Raw genomic sequence first — 20,151 nt, forward strand, 5'->3', positions numbered from 1 at the left:
TGAGGACCGGCAATGCCAGCGAAAGTTACAACCCTTCCGGTGTCAGTGCAGCGAAATTTGCAGAATTGATGTAAACAACGCTGCTGAAAGGTGTAATAATTGCTGCATGAATCAGGCTGACGTGCTGAGGAAGCTAGGGGAGAGGGCCTCCGACCAGTGGGGGCTGGTGACTGCTGCCCAGGCGAAGCTGGACGGTGTCCAGGGGGTGCATCTGCTGCGGCTGGAGCGCGCGGGCCTGCTGGAGAGCGTCGGGCGCGGGGTCTACCGGATTGCGGCCGGGGCTCCGCCGGAGCATCTGGAGACCAAGGTGGCCTGGCTGCGACTGGACCCCAAGACGCCGGCCTGGCAGCGCAGCAGTGCGCAGAAGTGGGCGGGCGTCGTTTCCCACGCGTCCGCCTGCGAGCTCCACGGACTGGGCGATCTTCCCGCCGACAGGGTGGAGCTGATTGTCCCGATACGGCGCACCACCCGGGACGACAGTGTGCTGCTGCACCGCCTGGCGCTGGAGGCCGACGACGTCACCGTGGTGGACGGACTGCCGGTCACCACGGCCGAGCGGACTATTGCCGATCTGCTGCGCTCGCGTGCAGACGGCGCGCACATCGGCACAGTGATCGCAGATGCCGACCGCAGAGGCCTGATCGACGTCGACCACCTTGCCGACCGCGTGGTTCCCTTCGTCCGCGGCTACGGCCTTCCCGCCACTGCCTCGGGGGAGGAACTGCTGCAGGCCCTGTGCCAGCAGGCAGGCCGCAGCCTGCGCCGCCACGAAACCGAACAGGCCGTCGCAGCAGGCTTCGCCTCCGCCCTGAGCGCACTGGAAGAACTGGACGCCTCGGCCGCGCTGGAGAAGGTCCTGCAGAACATGCCTGTGGCCGATCGTCAGTCCCTGCTGCGGTCGATGGCTGCTCAGCCGACTGCGCTGGAGAAGGTTCTGCAGAGGCTCGGGTCGACGCCCCTGGAGAAGATCCTGCAGGACTCGGCTGGCCGTCAGTCCGTACTGCAGGGGCAGAGCGCGGTGGAGAAGATCCTGCAGAGGCTCGGCTCGACGCCCCTGGAGAAGATTCTGCAAGACGTGGCCGATCGTCAGTCCCTGCTGCGGTCGATGGCTGCTCAGCCGACTGCGCTGGAGAAGGTTCTGCAGAGGCTCGGGTCGACGCCCCTGGAGAAGATCCTGCAGGACTCGGCTGGCCGTCAGTCCGTACTGCAGGGGCAGAGCGCGGTGGAGAAGATCCTGCAGAACTCGCCTGCCCTGCGTTTCCTGAAAGCTTCGAGCGGTCTGGGCCAGCCTCTGAAGGGCCTGGACGTATGGCGGCCTGTGCTGGAGCAGACAACGCCCCGGCCGCGGGCGCTTGAGAGGGCCAAGCACGATGAAGAAGAAGCTGACTGACCCTGCCGGGCCCGCGCCCGTAGGGTCGGTTCCTCCGAAGACGGCCCGGCGAGGAGCACGATGAACGATGGCTATGCCACTCCGGGAGCGCTGGATACCGCGCTCAAGCACCACGCCAAGAAGCATGCGAAAAACGCCAAAGACGTCGGGGCGCTGCGCCGTGCGTTCTTCTTCCAGCGGCTGGCGGCGCGCGTCTTCGTCGCCGACCCGGACGGCTGGATGATCAAGGGTGGGCAGGCGCTGCTGCTGCGCTACTCCACTGACGCCCGCCTGAGCAAGGACATCGACATCCTGCGTGCGGACAGCGAGGCGAGCATCGAGGAGGCAGTCCAGGCTCTGAAGGCTGCGGCAGCTGTGGACCTGGGGGACCATCTCACATTCGTTCCCACCGGGCTGACCATGCACGGCGACGAGGAAGGCGGCGCCAACCAGGCCTTCATAGTTCAATTGGGGCCCCGCAAATCCGAATCCATCCGAGTAGACCTGGTAGTCGGGCGCACCCCCACGGCCATTCCCCAGGTGCGCCGTATCGAGCCGGCGGTACCGATGCCCTGGCCCGACGACTGGCCAGAGGTGCGTCTGTACCCTGTGGTCGATCATCTGGCCGACAAGATCTGCGCCATGTACGAGTGGCACGGCACCATCCCCTCAAGCCGGTTCCGCGACCTGGCGGACCTGTTGCTGATCAGCCAGCGTGAAGTGGTCGACGGCGTACAGGCGCGCCACGCGCTCCGCACAGAGGCCGCCCGGCGGATCGCCAGGGGCAAAGTCCGTCTCGAGCTGCCTGACTCCTTCAAGACACCGCACCCGTCCTGGCGGACTGGCTATCCCCGGGCTGCCCGTGACGTGAGCGGCCTCAAGGACTGTGCGACCTGGGAGGCTGCAGAAACGGCCGCCGCCGAGTTCCTCCCCCCGTTGCTGGGGAGCGAGCCCATTGGCACCTGGGATCCCGCCGATCGTCGGTGGCGTGACGGCTAGAGCCCTGCGCGCTCTTCCGGGCCTGTTCGCGGAGGGAGCAACCAGGCGGTCGGGTGCGTCGCGTCGGCCACCAGCACCAGCGGACGACGTTCGCGGAATCTGACGGACACAGACGAACCGGCGGAAAAAAGCGGGATTGGCAGGCGGAATGCGAGAAGGCTCATTGGTAGCTGAGGAAAGCCATTTAGCGCTTTGCAGGATGCCGCCTGAAGCATGTGATGGTGCTGGGCGGCATGCTGGCAGCTGGCAAGCGGCGCTGTGCCGGGCGGCCGCTCATGGTGCATCGCGTGAGGAGCGCAGGCTGGGTAGGTGAGCACGCGGGACCCATAAAGCAACGGCATTGGGCCTAGCGGGCGGGCATCGATGCACGCGAGATCTGCTGCGCGGGGCGTTCTTCGGGCGCCGCTCGCGCGGCAGGTAGCCCGGGCCCGTCCAGAGCGCGGTCGGGACCAGGCTACAGCCGTGAACTCTAGACCGGGCAGCGGAGTTGAGTGCTCAGCCCTCGTGCACAGGGCGCGGCTTCCCAAGGAAGGCCTTCACCCTGAGCCCACATGGCCGGAGCAGCGGTGCACGCCCGGCTCACAGAACAGGCCGTATCCCCTCTTGTTGATGGTGATGTCGATGGCCATATAGGGCTCACGGGTGATCGTGATGGAGGAGCCCGCCGGGTCGTTCGGGAGTGCGTCGACCACCGTGCCGGAGGCTTTGTCGGCGGTGCGGCCCTCGTGAAGGGTCCCGGAGGCCCCGCCTCCCATTTCGGTGCCCTTGTCACAGGGAGGGGCGTGCTCGGAGCACTGCACCATGGTCAGATAGCGGTAGGAGAATGAGCCGTCGGCCCTGATGGTGATGCTGGCGCCGGACCAGGTCCAGGTCCCGACGAACTGTGCCAGTGGTCGACGCGAGGCCGACGGGGATGGGTTGCGGGAACTGCGGGCGAGGTCACCGATCCAGATACGAGCATGTGCGGGGTCGGAGGTCTCCCAGGCCCGGCGGGAACCGAGAACCACGACGTTCTCCTTCCATACGGTGAGTGTTGCCAGCGATCTCAGGTTGTCGAACCCGTTGGCCCGGGTCGGTTGTTTGATCCACTTCTTTCCGTCGGCGGAGAACCAGAGGGCGCCGACCGCGGAGTTGTCGGCCGCGCGGGCGGACCCGACAGCGACGAAGCCGCTGCCTGCCGGTGTGACGGCGAGCATTTCCTGGTCCTTGCGGGGGACGACGCCGGCGTCCGGCAGACGTCCCACGTCGAGCGGCGCGCCGGTATGCCACCTGTCATTGCCCTGTCTGTACCACGTGCGAGGCTCGGTGGTGTGCTCGACGTCGTCGTCGGCCAGGCCACCAGTCAGCACCATGGTGTCGCCATTGCGCGCCAGGTGGCCGAACTCGTTCCCGTTGTCCGGCAAGGGCTCCTTCTTCCATCTGCCTCCGTCATGGGACGTGAAGAGCTGGTCCGCGGGCTGGAAGTCACCGGTGGTGCAGTTCGTCAGTAGATGGAAGGCGTCATCGGCGACGAGCACCTCCGCCTTCGCCTCGTCGCCCTCGTGGCCACCGCAGGGTGTCTCGAACAGTGTGGTGGGGTGCCCGGTCTTCTCCACCAGCCGCACTCGCAGACTTGCCTGCTGCTCGTCGGGCTTGGCTCTGCCGGGTGTCACCTTGGTGACCACCAGGGCCCCCCTCTCTCCGGCCGCCACCGCCACGGGTATCTCCGTGTCCGGGGACCGGGGCAACAACATGGGGCTCTTCCACGACGACCCGTCGTTGTCTGTGGTCCAGAGCGCCGCGCGGGCAGTCGAGAACCCGCTGCCGCCCAGGAGCCAGGTGGTCGATCCGTAGGCTGCGAGGGACTGGACGGTGGCCGCCGTACTCATCCCCTCCGGCGTACGGTCCCGCCATCCGACGCCGTCCCGACTGGCGAATACCTTCTGGGGCACATCGAGTGAGGTGATGGGCAGATAGCCGCTCGCGGCGAAGAGGGCCTTGCTGGACGAGGACATGGACGACGGGTAGAAGTCGACGAAGTCCGCCGGGAGTTCGGCCTCGGGGACGTTCAGCCAGACCGGCGCTTTCGATAGAGGCCGGGGCTTGTCGGAACCGGACTCGGTGCACGCCGAGAGAAGGCACAGCGCGGCCAGGCAGGCGAAGGCGCTGTGTGCCGTGGCGAGGCGATGGTTCAGGAGGCGCATGTCTTCCCATCCGTCAGCCGCACGAGGCGGGTGCTGGTTGAGTCCGGACACAGCCACGTCGCGTTCCGGTCGGCCGTCGTACGGAAGGGCTTGCCCTGGTCGTCGATACGAAGCTCGCCCCGTTTCCCGTTCCATGCCCACTGCAGCCGCAGTGTGAAGGTCACGTCGTGCGCGTGGGTGGACGGTTGCACGACGAAGTGCTCCGGGTCGCTGCCGCTCACGGTGTACGGCCAGCCAGTGTCGGACGCACTGCCCCCGTCGCCTGCACGGGCGGCGGCTTTGACCACCTGAGGACGTGCCTGGTCGAGGTTCACGGAGAGGTTGCGGTTCGGTGGGTCGCCCTGGCACACCACGGGCACCCGGCTCCCTCGTAACGGCTCGTGCTTGGAGACGACCTCCACAGCCAGACCGAGGAGGGTTACGGTCTGTCCTTCCTTGCCCTGGACCGTGAAGCCCAGGCCCGTCTTCGAGGCCGAGACGCCGTCAGCCGGCCGGGGACCGGGCACCATCTGTGATGCACCGATCGTCCCAGGAACCACAACTGCGTCGCCGCATTGCCAGCTCGGGGAGTCAGCCACGAAGGTCAGGGGCGCGGTTGACTGCCTGCCACTCGGAGAGTCGTCTGCGGACGACTGCCAGCCGTCACCCGCCGACGCACGGGACATCTCGTACGCGCCCACAGCTCCCCCCGCAACCAGTGCGACGAGTGCTATTCCCACCACAATCCCTCTCGGGCGGGACCACCGAGGCCGGCGGCCAGCCGGGTCCGTATCGGACACGGCGGCGTCGACCGCGTCGGCAGGCACGGCCGACTGGGTCACGCCAGTCGCTGACCCGGCCGCAGCCGGGCCGCCCTTCCTCTGAGTGCTCGGCGATGCCCCCCTCTTCTTCTGCTCGCGCAGCCGATCCAACCAGAACTCGTCCAGCCGCATCTCTAAAGGAACCCGCTGGCCGCCGCGTTGGAGGAGCGCTTTGACGACGTTCAGGGCGACTGTCCTGTTTCGCGGCGTACGCCCTTCCTTCAACCACCCCTCGATAGTGGTGGCACTGACCCTCGTCACCGCCTCCAGACCCTTCGTCGTCGGCTCGCCTGCGAGTCCGTACAGCCTGGCGAGAGCCTCCGTGAACGGGCCCTGCCCGGTCGGCTCTTGAGAACGCGCCACCCGCAACTCCTTGCCTGGCACGGCACGAGTCGGGCCGAGTCGCCCGAGTCGGAGAAACAGAACTTAGCGCCTGACCAGGGAGCTCACGGCAGAACGGCCAAACGTCCGGTGCAGAGCGGACGGAGACGTGCTGACCTCTCCTCCTATACGCCTTTGCGGTTCCATGACGCCGCACGGGCCCAAGGGCCAGGGAGTCGTGATGAGTTCGCATCTCACCATTGGATTAGCAGACACTCACGCCCAGGTGGAAACGCTCGGGAACACAGGCCCTGAAGCCGGGCCCATGTTGACCGCGCTTCTGGTTGGCCTTCTCGTCGCGCCGGCAACCGCACTGATGTACCGCCACAGCGGCGCATCGGTCCCGAAAAGCGTCAAGCGCGGCGGCCTCGCCTTCGCATGCGCCGCTACTTTCTCCTGGGACCTATTCCCGATCTCGTTCTGCGTCAATATCGCAACTTGAACGGTGGGTTACCCCCGATCGATACCGGCTACAGGAGCCCACCATGCCCGTTCCGTCCCATGCTCCGCAGGCCCCTACCCCGGCACGCCCCAGCCGTGTGCCCGCTCTAGCGGGCGCGGGCCTTTCCAGCGTCGGAGTCCTGACCGTTAGTCTCGCCGGTGCACCCTGGCCCATGGTTCTCGCCCTCGCCCTCACAAGCCTGCTCGTCGTCCTAGTCCAGTCCGCACTCCAGTCCCTCATTCCGCAGGAGTCTGTCCACCGCCTCCACTGGTGGCGCAGTTACTGGAGCCATCGAAAGACCGGCCATCGTGGCCGCGATAGCCAGCCCGACACTCTCCCGCCCGCGCCCTAAGAGGGCGTCTTCGGCGAGCCGGTCACGACCCATCTACCACCATCCGTGGATTGCATTGATCAGGTTCGACACAGCGGTGATGAACACTGTCCAGGCGAGGATGTCCCTTCGGTGTGGAGGCGGAGAGTCTGAGGTGGTCGGATCAAGCATCGCTAGCCCCCTGCTGGCTTCGTATCGTCCCGGTTGTATGAACTTTTGTAGGCGATTCGATTGCTGCGCACACCGGGCGCGTTGCGTCGGCGCTGTTGAGCAGGCGCGGGCGCGGGGGCGCGCCGATTACCGCGCACCTGCGCGCTATTGCGCAGCGCTGCTTGCCGCGACGATGGCCGCATGGAACAGGAACGAACTCTCAAGGACCACCTGTCCTACCCCTACAACCAAGACCTCTCTGGTGTGCTGCGCCGGATGAACCGGCGCACACCCTTCAGCAGGAAGAGACTGGCCAACGATCCGGTGACCGCCGCCTACGTGCTCGCCGGCATGCAGTTGATTCGACGCCACCTGGGGCCCGGCGCGCAGAGAGTGCTCAACGATCCAGAAGATGACAACTCTCTTGGACGTCCTCTTTTGAGCTTTCTGTCCCAGCGAGCGATCGTGGCCGAACTGGCCAACAATCCGGCGCCCTTCCCTCGCGTGGGGTCTACCGCCACTCTTCGGTGCAGTTGGAGGTCACACTCGGACTACATCGCCGACCTGCTCAGCTTTGGACTGTGGTCGCTTCACGAGCCGGCGCTATACGACTCGCGGATCGGCCCTGACACCGAACGACTCCTTGAGGGGCCGGAGTTCGTCGAGGCAGCTCATCGGTTGTGCTACTACGATCTGACTACTGTCGTCGACGGGCCGACGTTCCGCCTCGAGCTCGTCGCCACGGCCGCAGCCGAGGGCGACGAGGTGATCCAGGAGGCTCTGGCAGCAAACCACCAGGGCGCTATGGAACCCTGGAAGCAGGTGTACCAGGAGATGTTCCTCGCTCGCGGACTACGACTGCGTCCCGACGTGACCCTGGACGATTTCGCTGGAATGCTCGCTGCCTTGGCATCCGGGTACGCGCTGCGCCAAATCGGCAATCCTGCCTTGGTCGGCATCGATACATCAAAGGAACGCTGCATCTTCGGCACAGCGGCACTGGCCCTGCTCCTGGGCTGTGTAGAACGCGTCGCCGAAGGTGGCACAGCCGACGTCAGCATCGAGGATGCAATCCGTGAACTTATCTACGGTCAACTGCCGCAGGAAGGTCAACAAACTGCTCCGCCTGCACCGCCCCAGGAAGCAGATCCCCACTTCGAGACGGGTAACGCCTCGTCTGGCCCCCTGCACGAAGAACCGACGGCCTCGTCCGAAGACGAGACACGCGCATTCTTCGTCCAGCTCGACCGGCTCTGCAACGAGCAACAGCCAGCCGAGGTAAAGCAGGCCGCAGTGGCACTGCGCGACCGGTTGCTCTCCCCATCAGATGACTGACGAAGCGTCCCTGAGCGCCCGCCCTATGACTGACACCGCTGGGACGACACCGATCGCCCGGTTGTTGATGCACCAGGCGGGCACGTGCTGGAGCGGAATCACCGTTCCGGCTCCGGCTCCAGCCGTGCGGCGACTTCTGCCACCCTGCTCTGCACGGAGCTGGTCAGCAGACGGCTCAGTTCCCGGTACTCGGCTACCTCTGCCTCCGAGGCGGTGGCGGCGTACACCTTGCGTTCCAGTTCCACCAGCCGGCGGCGGTGTTCCTCGGCGCGGCCGGAGTAGAGAGTGTCCAGGCCGAACAGTTCGGAGAGCACCGCGTCGTCCGCGCTGCCGAAGACGACCCGCCGGTAGAGATCCTTATCCACCACGGCGGGCGGCTCGTTCTCGTCCCAGCCGGGCAGACGGATCAGCGCGTCCTCGTCGGCGGCCTGGCAGATGTAGGGGCTGTGACTGGTGACGATGAACTGGATGTTGGGGAAGTGCGCGCGCAGCCAGTGCCCGATCCGCTGCTGCCAGCTCACGTGCAGATGATTTTCTACCTCGTCGATCAACACCACGCCCGGCTGCAGGACGGTGACGCGCCCGTCCTCGTCCTGCTGCACATCCAGCTGGCCGTACGCTTCGTGAATGTGCCGCGCGATGTCCAGGACCAGGGCGGCCACCGTCCGGTAGCCGTCACTCATCGCGCGCAGTGCGAAGCCGACATCATCGTCGCTGGTCGACACCCACAGCCCGTCGGCCGAAACCCCGTTGACCTGCAGCTCGTTCGGCATGAGGCCGTCACTGAGCAGGTTCAGCACGATGTCCAGCAGCCGTGCGGCGGGACCCGGATCCGTGCTGGCGTCGTCTGTCCGTTCCTCCAGCGACCGGTGATGGAGATCGATCACCCACCCCACGCTCTCACCCAGGGCAGCGTCCTCGTGGAAGAGCGTGGCCAGGTGGCTGGCCACTAGATCATCGCGGGCGTATCCGCCGGACAGGCCCCCTGACAGCCGCCGGAACGGCCCGTACCCGGCGCAGAACCATCCTGAGGCGGCAGGCGACCACGGACCGCTCTCGACGGCCTCGGCATCGCTGAGACCTGGCGTCAGCATGCTCGTCGGCCGATGCCCCGGCCCACGGGGCCTGGCCGGCAGAGCCTTCCACATCAGGCCCAGTCGGAGCTCTCGCGGCAGGTCCCCGTCCCTCTCCAGACCAGTGAACTCATCGGCCTCCGCGTCGACCTGGACATCCACCACGGCCTGGCCGCTGGAAGCCTCACGCGAGACCATGCCCGCCACCCCCGCATTCAGGGCCAGTGCGGTCTGCGGGCCGCACAGCGCCAGAGCGACGGTCTGCAGCAGGGCCGACTTGCCGGAGCCGTTGCGGCCGGCCAGGACGATCCAGCCGCCGCGCCCCGGCAGCCTCAGGTCTACGGCCCGGCTGCCGCTGAAGCCCCTGATGTCAGTGAGCCGTACCCGTGTGACGTACACCCGTGCTCCGTCTTCTTCCCTGTTCCGTGCGCCTGTCCGGCACGCACGCACGAGTGTGCAGGAACATCCAACCGCTGACCTTCTCACGAGGCAGGAGGCCCCAGAGCTGTCATCCGTCCGTTCGCGGGATGCAGCGCACGGCAGCACCATTCCTCGGTGGCCTGCCGGTATACCGAAATGCCCGAGAACCAGACCTTCTTCGGCTCGGTTCCGGCAATGTGCTGCGGTGCCCGCACTCCGGCCGGGCCGTCGTGCAGGAGGCTCCCGGACACGGCAAGCGATCCGGTGCCGTGCAGGATCCGGGGGAGGGGGCGGCTGTATGGGTGAGCCTGCGCACAGTGCTGCGGCCGGCGCGCTGGGCTACCAGCACCAGACGTGGTGGGTGCTGCTGGAACTGCTCAGAGGCTGTCGTCGGTGAGGGAACCGCGCTGCAGCAGCTCCTCGACGGTACAGCCGCGCCGCTGCGCGATCGCACGGAAGGTGTCCTGCTCACGGTGCCAGGACAGAGCTCGGTCGGCCACCGTCTGCCGGATGTACTCAGTGGCGGAGAGATTCAAAGCGGCAGCGTGGGCGGCGAGTGCGGTTTGTTCCTCGGGAGTGAACATGATGGCGGGGGATCTCCTCGGTGGCGACGGATGGTCGGTATCCGGTGCGGGTGGCGGGGCCGCTGGCCCTGTCGGTTCATCCGTTCCGGTTGGAGTTGGTGCGGCGCGGGTTCACGCCGCGGTCCTCTCAGGATCATGCCTACGTACTGGCGGACCTGAGCCGCTGGCTGGAACGCAACGGGCTGGCTCCGGGGCAGTTGACCGCGGAGCAGGTGGGGGAGTTCGTCCGGGCCACTGACGGTGGCTGACGGATCGGTCGTTGCAGCTACGCTCGGCTTTCTACGGGAGGCTCTTCACCTTGAACTTGATCGGCGCGGCGTGGCTACCTAAGTACGCACGTCTGTAGGGGTGTTGCGGCGGCATGCTGACAGCTTCATCATGTGAGCGTGCGGGCGCTAAATTTTTTCGCGCTGCCTTCCCGGGTTCCATCCGCCACGGTGCTGGCAGGAGCCCTTGTCGCCTTGGGCTGCTGGGGCTTCGCCCTCCGTTTGGATACTCCATGCGATGGAACAGATGTGCGGTATTCGCGCGCCGATTGGCTGCCTGCAGGGCTTGTGGTGGGCCAATGGTTTTCCCACGCGGAACAGATCAGAAACGACGACGTGGTCATCGCAATCGAGGGATACTCCCTGGCCGAAGGCTTGGGCTCGGTGCCAGATCAGCCACTGCGTTCCGGCACGGTGCTGCACTATGAGCTGTTGCGGGACGGAGCGCCGACGGAGGTAGAACTGTCCTTAGCTCGTCCGCCATTGGGTAGGCAGCTGATCACCTTCTCCGGGCCTCTGATTTATCTGAGCTTTCTGGGTGTGCTGGCCTTATGGTTGCGTGCCCGTCGGCCGACAGCCCCCACGGGAGCCCCCTTGCTTCTCGGATTCGCCGGCACGTTCGCGTGGTTGATCGCCGGGCCAGCGGTCGGGATGTCAGCGCTGGATGTGGCGACTGGGAGTCCACTGTTTTGGCTGTACCACATCGCAACCGTCGGCGGCGGGTCGCTCGCCTGGGGATCCATGGTGGCCCTTGCCCTGGTTCCCCTGCGAACTCACTGGTCGGGCAACTATCGCTGGCTTCGCGCCGCCGCCTACGGCGGGCCGTTGCTACTGCTCGCCAGCTGGACCGGGAGTGTACTGGTCCTGGGCCCGTCGGGGATGCCGGCGATCGGGCTGATCCACGCTGGGCAGGAAGCCATCACCGTCGCATGCTGGATCGTGGCCGGATACCTCGCGCTGCGCGTCTACCGCCAGGCGGGACCCGAGCGCCGCCGTCCCCTTCGCTGGGTGCTCGGTGGCGGGCTGCTGTCCGGACTGGGCTTGTTCGCGCTGTGGCTCGTCCCCGACATCGTCGTCGGCCACCGGCCCACCACCATCGCGTGGGTCGGCTTGGCTGGCCTGCCCATCCTAGTCGGAATCGTCGTTGCGATACTCCGCTATCACCTGTACGCCATCGAGCGCTTCGTCAGCCGAGCCGTGGCTTACACCGTCCTGGCGGCCATGCTGTTCGGCTGTTACATGTCGGTCACCGTAGCGGCAGCAACTACGGCGGCGTCCGACACCACCGTCGCCGCTGCCGCAGCGGTGTCGGTAGCGCTGCTTGCCTTGCCGTTACGCGAAGCGATCCGCCGCGGTGCCGCTCAACGGTTGTTCGGTGGACGGGAGCAACCTGCTGAGGCACTGCGTGCGCTGGGCCGAGCGTTGGCCCAGATTCCGTCTCCCCAACAGGCGCTGCCTCATGTGGTGGCTGCCGTCACCCGGGCATTACAGCTGCCCTACGCAGCCGTCGAGTTCGCCGATCCGACCGCGCCGGGCGGCTTTCGCACCGCTGAGCACCTGGGCACCCCGGTTGGCGCCTACTACAGCCAGCTGATGTATCACCACGGCCGCACCGTGGGCCGCCTGGCCGTCTCGGCCCGCGAGGTCGACGAGCCGCTGTCCGCATCTGATCTCACTCTCTTAGGCGAAGTGGCCGCGCAACTCGGCCCAGCCGTGCAGGCAGTGGCTCTGCATGATGAGGTGTTGCGCTCGCGCACCGCTGCCGTTGCCACTCGCGAGGACGAACGCCGACGGCTGCGCCGAGATCTCCACGACGGGCTCAGCCCTACGCTGACCGGGCTGTCCTTGAAGACCGAGGCAGCCCTCGCCTTGCTCGACAGTTGGCGCGGCCACGCCGCCTCCGTGCCGCCAGCTGATGAGGACGCGAGCATGCTGGTCTCGCACCACGTCGAGCAGGATCGCTTCGAGCGCGCCCACCGTCTGCTGTGCGAGAGCGCGGCCGGCATGCGTGCCGCCGCACACGACCTGCGTCTGCTGGTCGAGGGCTTGCGGCCTCCCGCGCTGGACTCCCTCGGCCTCATGGGGGCAATACGTGTCAAGGCGCACGACCTGTCGGCAGATGCTGCCGACACGGTGCGCCTAGAGGTGGAAGGCCCTGCTCAGGCCGTCGGGCTGCCGGCCGCCGTCGAAGTCGCGGCGTATCACATCGCGCTAGAGGCAATGGCCAACTGCATCCGCCACGCGCACGCATCGAGATGCCTGGTGCGCATCACCGTCACCGCCACGCCCGACCTGCCCCGTCCGTCGGCGCTCGGTGAGGAAACGCCGCGGCTGCACCTAGACGTGATCGATGACGGTGTCGGGTTCCCGGACACGATCGACGACCGCGACCGGGGATTTGGGCTGCGGTCGATGCGCGAACGCGCCGAGGAACTAGGCGGGCGATGCACCATCCACGGCCGGCGCGGCGGCGGCACCATCGTGCAGGCAGCCCTGCCGTGCCCACCGCCAGACCCCCTCACCCGGCAGGCGCCATGAACACCAGGCCGATAACCGTCTTGATCGCTGAGGACCATCCCGTGTTCCTCGACGGGCTCGCCGCCCGACTTTCGGCCACCGAGGACATGCGGGTGGTGGCGACTGTCCGCACGGGCCTGCAGGCCGCGCAGGCAGCCTTGGAACACCGTCCCGACGTTGCCGTCTTGGACATCGAGATGCCTGACCAGGACGGCATCGAGACGGCCCGACAGCTCCACCGCCTGGAGCCGCCGGTCCGGGTGCTGATCCTCACAGCTCATGAGGATGACCAACGGCTGACCGCTGCGATGCACGCTGGCGCCTTGGGCTACCTGTCCAAGCACGCCGAGCCGGCCACCATCTTGGAGGCAGTGCGCACCGTTGCCCGCGGTGCGATGTTCTTCGACCCGAGGCTGAGCGACCGGATACGAGCCCGTCTGTCCTCAGACCACCTACGGCGCCAACCGTTCCCCCAACTGACCGACCGAGAGCACCAGGTGCTCGCCCTGCTGGCCACCAACTGCTCCAACCAGGCCATTGCTCAGCGGTTGGGGATCAGTGGCAAGACGGCGCGCAATCACGTCTCGGCCATCTTGGCCAAGCTCCCTGCCCGCGACCGTGCTCAGGCCGGACAGCAGGCCCGTAACGCGGGTCTCACCCTCCCATTCGACTGAACCGAGCCAGCGCCGGCCAAGGTGCCCGAGCGTCCGGGACGTTCGCCCCATGCGGCCCAGGACACCGGGACTGCAATGTGGCTGCTGTACCACCGTGGGCGCGGCAGATCCACGCCGTGTCCAAACCCCGTGGGGGGCCATGAAGCACATCCGCCTGGTAACACGCCGCGCCATCACAGCCGCCTGCGCAGCCGCAATCCGAGCAACGCCGTACCGCCGGTTACATCCGGCAGCGGTCACAGCGGCAGCGAAGACAGCTTGGCCACGAAGGACGCGGAGAGCGACGACATCGTCCGCAGCAGGTGCGGCCCCGGCCTCGGCGCACGTTCCACGGACCCTGGCGACCATCCCACCGGTCGTCCCTGGTTTCACCACCTAGGTCTTGCCTGACGCCGCCACACCGGTCCAGGCCGAGACGGCCACCGCACACCACCCGCTGACGGAGGACCTCGTGCTCAAAACCACTATCCGCAAGAGGCGAGAAACCCATCCAACGGACCAACCACTCAGGTGGGCACGCTGGGTCGCTCTCGCCGCAACCACCGCCCTCGCTGTACCCGCCTTGTCGTCGTGCACGCCCGACGACCCCCCGGGCGACCTCATCTTCGACTCGACCGCCAAGCCAGTCCTCGATTGGAGTGTTCCGCGTCGGTTCGAAGACAGCTGGGCAGCCTACAACGAGACCAGCGCGACCTACGATCAGGGAATCGTGAAGCCTAACTCGTGGGGCCTGAACCTCGACGGCTGCGCGTCGACCGCTGTGCGTCGGATCCAGAAATACACGTTCACAGTTCGCCAGACGGGCAAGCCCTGGCAGCGGACATTCAACAGCACGTCGTGCCGACTCCAGATCCCCAAGATCTTACCGGCCCAGGGCCTGTACAAGGCGACCCTGACCTTGCACACCGACTGGGGGGCGGCTGACGGCGTGAGCGCATCCGTCAGCATGAACGTGGGCATCCGCGACTATCTGATCGTGTCGATGGGGGACTCGCTAGCATCGGGCGAGGGCACCCCCGACGTCCCTGGGTCGTATTCCTTCGACCCCGACTTCGCTTGGCCGCCCGCACATGTCGTCACGAAGCGAGCCGCCGTGTGGAAGGACCGGCGCTGTCACCGGTCGGCCAAGAGCGGACCGTCACAGGCGGCCAAGGCATTCGAGGACGCGGATCCCAAGACATCTGTGACCTTCGTCAGTGTCGCCTGCTCGGGCGCGACGGTAGCCGACCTCATCCCTCGGCCAGACGAAAAGGTGCTCGGGCAGGTGGGCGCGGTGGCGAGTCTGTTCGGTCCCAACTCTGACGGCGACCCCCGGCCCATTGATTCCTTGCTGCTCTCAGCCGGGATCAACGACCTGGACTTCAGCTCCATCATCGGGCGCTGCGCGTTCAACAACAACCTCTCTCGCGACTCCGAGAAGTGCGTGACGAAAGGCGGGATCGCGGAAGCGATCAATACCCTCCCCGTGAAGTACCTCAACCTTGCGGTTGCCATCAAACGCGAGCTTCCAGACGCCAGGGAGGTCTACATCAACGACTACCCGGGCGAAGTCTTCGAGGGCGGGGGGTGCGGACTGCTCGGGGAACCGGGCATAGGGATCGACGAGGTGGAGGAAAGCGAGATGAATGTCTATGGCAACCAACTCAACCGCCACATCGAGAACATGGCAACGATGCTCGACCGTATGGGGTACCGGTGGAACTTCGTGGACCGTCTGGAGCACGACTTCCTTCCGCATGCCTACTGCGCGACCCCGAGTTGGTTCACCAGCTTGGAAACCTCGCTGAGGACGCAGGGCGACGCTGAGGGTACCGCCCACCCCAACGCAGCCGGCCACATCGCGTTCAGCAAGATCCTGCACCGCATGGTGGTGCCGGAACACGTGAAGTCGCCGTACCGCACACTCAAAATCACCATCGACGAGGTCAAGGCCGCAGACGGCCAAGGCACCCTTCAGATGCTCGCCAGCCTCACGAAGTTCCAGAACGACCGCCGGGGACTGAACCGCTACATCGACGTGCCACGCAACGGCCAGTGGACTTCAATCCCACCAGACGAGGGAACCTTCTTCCTCGACGTGACTCGGGCACCTTCGCCACCACGTCACGCCACCGACCTCTGGATGAATTTCGGTCATACCCTGGCGGTTCACCACGGGTTGAGCGACGCATACGGCGCCGGCCCCCATGAGGTGCCCCACAACCCAACAGGGTTGTTCCACAAGCTCTCGGTCCGGTACACCGTCAGCGTACTAGCCCCGCCCTCAGGCGACGGAGACGTCTTGGCGCGTGATCGCGAATCTCTTCAGGCCAGGTACGGCTTCGAGGGTTCTGCGGCAGAAAAGGCGTGTCATGCACCTCGCACGCGGGAAGCCGGCGGGTGCCGTTGATGCCCTTCCACTCGTAGCTCCATCGGTAGCAGGTCGTGCCCTTGACGCCCATCGCGCGGCACGCGTCCAAGTTGCTCATCCCTTCGCCGTGAGCCGAATGCCGTTGCCGACCTCCTCCGCAAGTACCTGCCCGCGGCTGCGGAGCAATGCCCTGTCCTGGCCGGCAAGAACGTCACCCCGCACATACGGGGCTTCCCCTGAGCCGTGGACACCGTTTGCTATGCGGCAGAGGTCAGCGTAACCGTTCGTTGTTCGAAGGCGATCGGGCTGACCTGGCCGATCGCTGAATGCCTTCGCCTGGTGTTGCAGCAGGTGATCCAGCGGAAGACTGCGAGGCGGGCCTTGCGTACTCCTGGCCAGCGTTTCCGTCCCTGCAGGGTCTCCCGCTTCAGGGCCGCGTTGAAGCTCTCCGCAGCGGCGTTGTCCGCACTTGTCCCGACCGCTCCGCGAGAGCGGATCACGCGGAATTTGCGGCATGCGTTCGCGAAGTCCTGCGAGGCGTACTGGGCTCCGTTGCCGCCGTAAGACCGCCCCGGCCAGGTCGCCGCAGCGGGTGCGGGCGGCGGCTTCGGGCGCGTCGGTGACCAGCTCGGTGCGCGTGTGATCGGCGATCGCCCAGCCCGCCAGGCGCTTTGAACGGAGGTCCAACACCGTTGCCAGGTAGAGGAATTGGCCATCGCCGACGTAATTGGTGTTCGGGTCGCTCGCGGTGAAGTCACGCTGCAGGAGGTCGGGGACCTGGGCCGCGTGCGGGGCGGGCACGGTGGTGGTGACCTTCTTGCGCAGGTGCACGCCGACGATGCCGGCCTCGCGCATCACGCGCTTGTGGTTGACCCGTCAGCCCTCGGCCCGCAGCTCGGCGGTGATGCGCGGGGAGCCGCAGGTGCCGTCCCATTCGGTGTGGATCTCGCGGATCTTCCCGGTCAGCTCGGCATCGCCGAGAGCCCGCTCGACGCGGGCGCCGGTGGCGGCCCGCCACCGGTAGTAGCCGGAGCGCGAGACTTCCACGACCCTGCACAGCCGCTTCACCTCGAAGGTGTCGCGATGGTCATCGACGAACTGGAAGCGGCTCGCCAGCTGGTCTCGCCCGCGAAATACTTGGCCGCCCGGCGCAGGATCTCGCGCTCCAGTTCCAGCTCGCGCACCTGCCCGCGCAGGGCAGCGATCTCGGCGTCCTTGTCCGCCTCAGCCCGCACTGACGGCGTTTCGGACTCCTCGGGCGGCCTTGATCCACGGGCGCAGCGTCTCGTGGTTCACGCCCAGATCCTTGGCTACGGCCGTCACCGGACGCCCCGGGCTGGCGCGGTACAGCGCGACGGCGTCGGCCCGGAACTCAGCCGAGTACTTGTAGGTCCCCAACGGGAACTCCTGATCTCTGGAACTTCATAGATCCAGTGTCCAAGGTGTTCACGACCAGGGGAAACCCCCATACATACCAGGAACCGGTCCTTCTCGATGATGCGGTTGTACAAGTAGAAGCTGCCCAGAGCCCGGCCGCCGCCTTCGTTCTGCGGTGCCGTGATCATCGCCGACTGTAACTGCCGCTGGTCTTGGCCCCCTCCCAGGTCGAGGCGAAGGGGTACTCGTCGCACTGCTTGCCCTCGGGCCGCGGCAGGCTCGAAGGGCAGCAGCCGCGGCCAGCCGTGGCAGGCGTCACACCCTTGATGCTCGTCAGGTGAGGAGAGAAAAGAGGTAGAGACCCAAGGCTCCGCCGGCAACCACGAGTCCCTCTGAACCCCAAGCACAGCTATGGAATGGCCTGTTGGCGCGCTGTAGTGAGATAAGAGACTCTGAGGCTACGTCCCAGATACGCACGGACCAGTCATCGCTTGCGGTCGCGATCCAGGTGCCACTGGGTGAGATGGCAACGGACCGCACGGCGCCAGAGTGGCCCTCCAGGTTCGCGGAGAGTTGTCCACTGCGCGGGTCCCAAATCTTGACGGTCGTGTCCTCGCTGCCCGATGCCATCCATGCACCGTCGGGTGAGATCGCCACGGACCGTACGGCGCCCGTGTGGCCGCCGAGGACCAGGGATACCTCTCCGCTGGACGGGTCCCAGATCTGTACGGTTGCGTCGTCGCCTCCGGTGGCCACCCATGTAGCGTCAGGTGAGATCGCAACTGAACGCACCGCGCCAGCATGGCCGTTGAAGGCACTGCGAATGCTTTGTGTGCTCCGGTCCCAGACCCGAGCCGTCTGATCGTCGCTTGTCGTGGCGAGCCACGCGCTATGCGGCGCAATGGCTACGGCCCTTACTGCGCTGGTGTGACGCAGAACCGCAGAGACGTCTCCGCTGCCTGGGTCCCAGATACGCACACTGTTGTCGTCGCTCGACGTGGCGAGCCAGGTTCCGCTACGGGCGATTGCTACAGCGCGAACGGTGCTTGCGTGACCTCTCCGGCGGGTTGGATCGATGGCAGCGTAGTGGTCACCGAGCGCGATGCAGTTGCCTGTGGAAGGGTGCCAGATTCGTACTGATCGGTCGAAACCCCCGGTAGCGAGCCACGTGTTGTCGGCAGAGATGGCCACCGCCTCGACGGGCTTGGCGCGGTCGGGGTGGTGGAGCCGGGTGCCTGCGTAGTCCGGGGGCGGCCATCGGTTTGCCAAGAGTGGGCGCAGTGCCGGATCTTGTTGGCGGGCTGTGATCTGGTCGCGCCACTGGGAGTGAGGCGGCAGGCGGCTGTGCAGCACTGCGATGACAGCCTTAGAGGGCGTTGTGGGAGTCAGAAGGTGGGCCACGAGCGTGAGGTCGTAGGCCAGGGCCTGAGCGCGGGCGACGGGAATGCGTGCGAGGTCGCCTTGGGGGGCGTTGGCGCCCCGGGAGACGAGGCGCGATTCGATCCAGCGAAGGTCCCCGGCTACGGACAGCGCCTGAGTATCGCGGCCAGCCGCAAGGAGATGGGAGATGAGATGGTCTCGGAGGTATCCGTCTTTGTTTTCCCACCAGGCCCGTTCAGGCGCCAGGGTTGCCGGAGTGAGCGGTGAGGCCTGGGGGAGCGTGTCACCGACCGCGTCTAGCAGTTGTGCGTTCACGTCGGTCAGTGCACTGTCGCCGAGCTCGCTGCGCAGGTAGTCCCGGATGACATCGTGGAGACGGATCCGGCCGTCGTCCACAGGAGTGATAGTCAGGAGGGACAGTCGTTCCATCTTCCGGCAGAGAGAGCGGGACTTCTGCTCGGTCAGTCCACCAGTGGTCTTCCAGAGCAGAATGACGAGGGGGACAGGGATGCTTTCGTCCTCGGCGAATATGCCCAACTCGGCGAATCGCCGATCCCCTCCGGAAGGGAGTCGGGTGGTGGCAGCCTCGATGGAAGCCCGGACAGCTCGACTGCGCATCTGAGGATCATCTAGGTCCCAGGGCATGTCCGGATCTGCGAAGGCATTCGGCCCCTGGGACCGCAGCTGTTCCAGGACTTCGGTAGCCGCTTGTGTGACACCGACCGCGGTGGCAACCTGTTCGGCGATCAGCCGATTGGTCAGGCGTAGAAGCAGGGCCCAACGACCAGTCGCCTGCAATAGATCCGATGCCAGAACGGCCGGGAGAGGCGGTAGGTTCCAGGTCAGCACGGCAAAAGCCTGTTCAAGCGACATCTGGTCCACGTGGATCCGCGGCGCATCAGGAGAGATCAGTTCCGGGTTGCGCGTGGTGACCAGACGCACGCAACGCTCACCACCGAGGAGGAAGGGACGAAGCTGCGCCTCCTCCCAGACATCGTCCAGGAACACAAGAGTCCTTGGCTGCCTGTCGAGTAGGCGACCGAGGTGCGAGCCCGCCAAGTCCGGGTCTTCGAAGGCGGTCTGGTCTCCAGTGACAAATCGGGTAACCTCTGCCACTTTGGATGCAATCGCCGCGCGGCCGCGCACATCGCGCCCGATCGTCACGATGTAGACGCGAGAGCGAAAGTGCCGCTGGACGCGCGTGTTCGCACATACCGCTGTGGCGAGGGTCGTCTTTCCAAACCCTCCCGCGCCCCACAGAGAGGTCGTGATAGCCACGGATCGTCCGCCCCGACACACCGCCCGCACTGTCTCGTGGACTTCGGAACGGTCCACGAACCAGCCCGGAATCACGGGTGGTGCAGGTGGGTCAGCGCAGTTTGCCGTAGGCTCCTCCTGAATCCGCACGGTCACCGTCATCCCGGCAATCGACAGGATTATCAAAACACCGACCCAGGGCCATGGATGCTGCCGTAAGAGATCGAGTGGTCCGGGCCATTGTTCATCCGATGTGGCCTTGT

General features: G+C 66.3%; 14 protein-coding genes and 1 pseudogene. 8 read left to right on the plus strand and 7 right to left on the minus strand.

Features of this window, described 5'->3' with window-relative positions; genetic code table 11:
• Window positions 1-106: 106 nt before the first annotated feature.
• A complete protein-coding gene (locus OG595_RS44825) occupies window positions 107-1,390 on the plus strand; it encodes a type IV toxin-antitoxin system AbiEi family antitoxin domain-containing protein (RefSeq protein WP_329266640.1) in 1,284 nt (427 codons plus the stop codon).
• A 60-nt stretch (window positions 1,391-1,450) separates the two neighbouring features.
• Window positions 1,451-2,368, plus strand: coding sequence for a nucleotidyl transferase AbiEii/AbiGii toxin family protein (locus OG595_RS44830; protein ID WP_329266638.1), 918 nt, complete (start codon window positions 1,451-1,453; stop codon window positions 2,366-2,368).
• 536 nt (window positions 2,369-2,904) lie between these two features.
• On the opposite strand, the gene OG595_RS44835 is transcribed toward OG595_RS44830, so the two are convergent.
• Together OG595_RS44835 and OG595_RS44840 are read right to left on the minus strand one after the other, a co-directional pair.
• A complete protein-coding gene (locus OG595_RS44835) occupies window positions 2,905-4,551 on the minus strand; it encodes a hypothetical protein (protein WP_329266637.1) in 1,647 nt (548 codons plus the stop codon).
• Window positions 4,539-5,714, minus strand: a complete 1,176-nt coding sequence (locus OG595_RS44840) for a hypothetical protein (protein ID WP_329266635.1) — start codon at window positions 5,712-5,714, stop codon at window positions 4,539-4,541. Before OG595_RS44840 ends, OG595_RS44835 begins: the two co-directional genes overlap by 13 nt.
• A 199-nt stretch (window positions 5,715-5,913) precedes the next feature.
• On the opposite strand from OG595_RS44840, the gene OG595_RS44845 reads away from it, so the two are divergent.
• Together OG595_RS44845 and OG595_RS44850 are read left to right on the plus strand one after the other, a co-directional pair.
• The gene (locus OG595_RS44845; RefSeq protein ID WP_329266634.1) at window positions 5,914-6,174 is read left to right on the plus strand and encodes a hypothetical protein; all 261 of its coding nucleotides are present in this window, start codon (window positions 5,914-5,916) and stop codon (window positions 6,172-6,174) included.
• A 682-nt stretch (window positions 6,175-6,856) separates the two neighbouring features.
• A complete protein-coding gene (locus OG595_RS44850; protein WP_329266632.1) occupies window positions 6,857-7,990 on the plus strand; it encodes a hypothetical protein in 1,134 nt (377 codons plus the stop codon).
• A gap of 98 nt (window positions 7,991-8,088) precedes the next feature.
• Here the strand turns inward: OG595_RS44850 and OG595_RS44855 are convergent, their stop codons facing one another.
• Complete coding sequence (locus OG595_RS44855; protein ID WP_329266630.1) at window positions 8,089-9,462, minus strand: AAA family ATPase; 1,374 nt, start codon at window positions 9,460-9,462, stop codon at window positions 8,089-8,091.
• 398 nt (window positions 9,463-9,860) lie between these two features.
• Window positions 9,861-10,067, minus strand: coding sequence for a hypothetical protein (locus OG595_RS44860; protein WP_329266629.1), 207 nt, complete (start codon window positions 10,065-10,067; stop codon window positions 9,861-9,863).
• A 20-nt stretch (window positions 10,068-10,087) separates the two neighbouring features.
• Here OG595_RS44860 and OG595_RS44865 point away from each other — a divergent pair, with 20 nt between their 5' ends.
• The 4 genes from OG595_RS44865 (at window position 10,088) to OG595_RS44880 (ending at window position 15,913) form a co-directional block, all read left to right on the plus strand.
• Window positions 10,088-10,315, plus strand: a complete 228-nt coding sequence (locus OG595_RS44865; protein WP_329266628.1) for a hypothetical protein — start codon at window positions 10,088-10,090, stop codon at window positions 10,313-10,315.
• Between the two features lie 267 nt (window positions 10,316-10,582).
• On the plus strand, window positions 10,583-12,871 hold the full coding sequence (locus OG595_RS44870; RefSeq protein ID WP_329266626.1) for a sensor histidine kinase: 2,289 nt from the start codon (window positions 10,583-10,585) through the stop codon (window positions 12,869-12,871).
• The gene (locus OG595_RS44875; protein ID WP_329282533.1) at window positions 12,868-13,524 is read left to right on the plus strand and encodes a response regulator transcription factor; all 657 of its coding nucleotides are present in this window, start codon (window positions 12,868-12,870) and stop codon (window positions 13,522-13,524) included. Before OG595_RS44870 ends, OG595_RS44875 begins: the two co-directional genes overlap by 4 nt.
• Before the next feature lie 382 nt (window positions 13,525-13,906).
• Complete coding sequence (locus OG595_RS44880; RefSeq protein ID WP_329266622.1) at window positions 13,907-15,913, plus strand: hypothetical protein; 2,007 nt, start codon at window positions 13,907-13,909, stop codon at window positions 15,911-15,913.
• A gap of 218 nt (window positions 15,914-16,131) precedes the next feature.
• Here the strand turns inward: OG595_RS44880 and OG595_RS44885 are convergent.
• From OG595_RS44885 to OG595_RS44890, 3 genes and pseudogenes are all read right to left on the minus strand, one after another.
• Window positions 16,132-17,272 (minus strand): annotated as a pseudogene (locus OG595_RS44885) (IS3 family transposase).
• Between the two features lie 163 nt (window positions 17,273-17,435).
• Window positions 17,436-17,570, minus strand: coding sequence for a NucA/NucB deoxyribonuclease domain-containing protein (locus OG595_RS45590; RefSeq protein ID WP_443072931.1), 135 nt, complete (start codon window positions 17,568-17,570; stop codon window positions 17,436-17,438).
• Between the two features lie 14 nt (window positions 17,571-17,584).
• Window positions 17,585-19,984 carry an NB-ARC domain-containing protein gene (locus tag OG595_RS44890; protein ID WP_443073395.1) on the minus strand — a complete coding sequence of 800 codons (2,400 nt, stop codon included), beginning with the start codon at window positions 19,982-19,984 and terminating at the stop codon, window positions 17,585-17,587.
• Window positions 19,985-20,151: the final 167 nt, after the last annotated feature.

This window comes from Streptomyces sp. NBC_01451 (genome assembly GCF_036227485.1).
Taxonomy (GTDB): Bacteria; Actinomycetota; Actinomycetes; order Streptomycetales; family Streptomycetaceae; genus Streptomyces.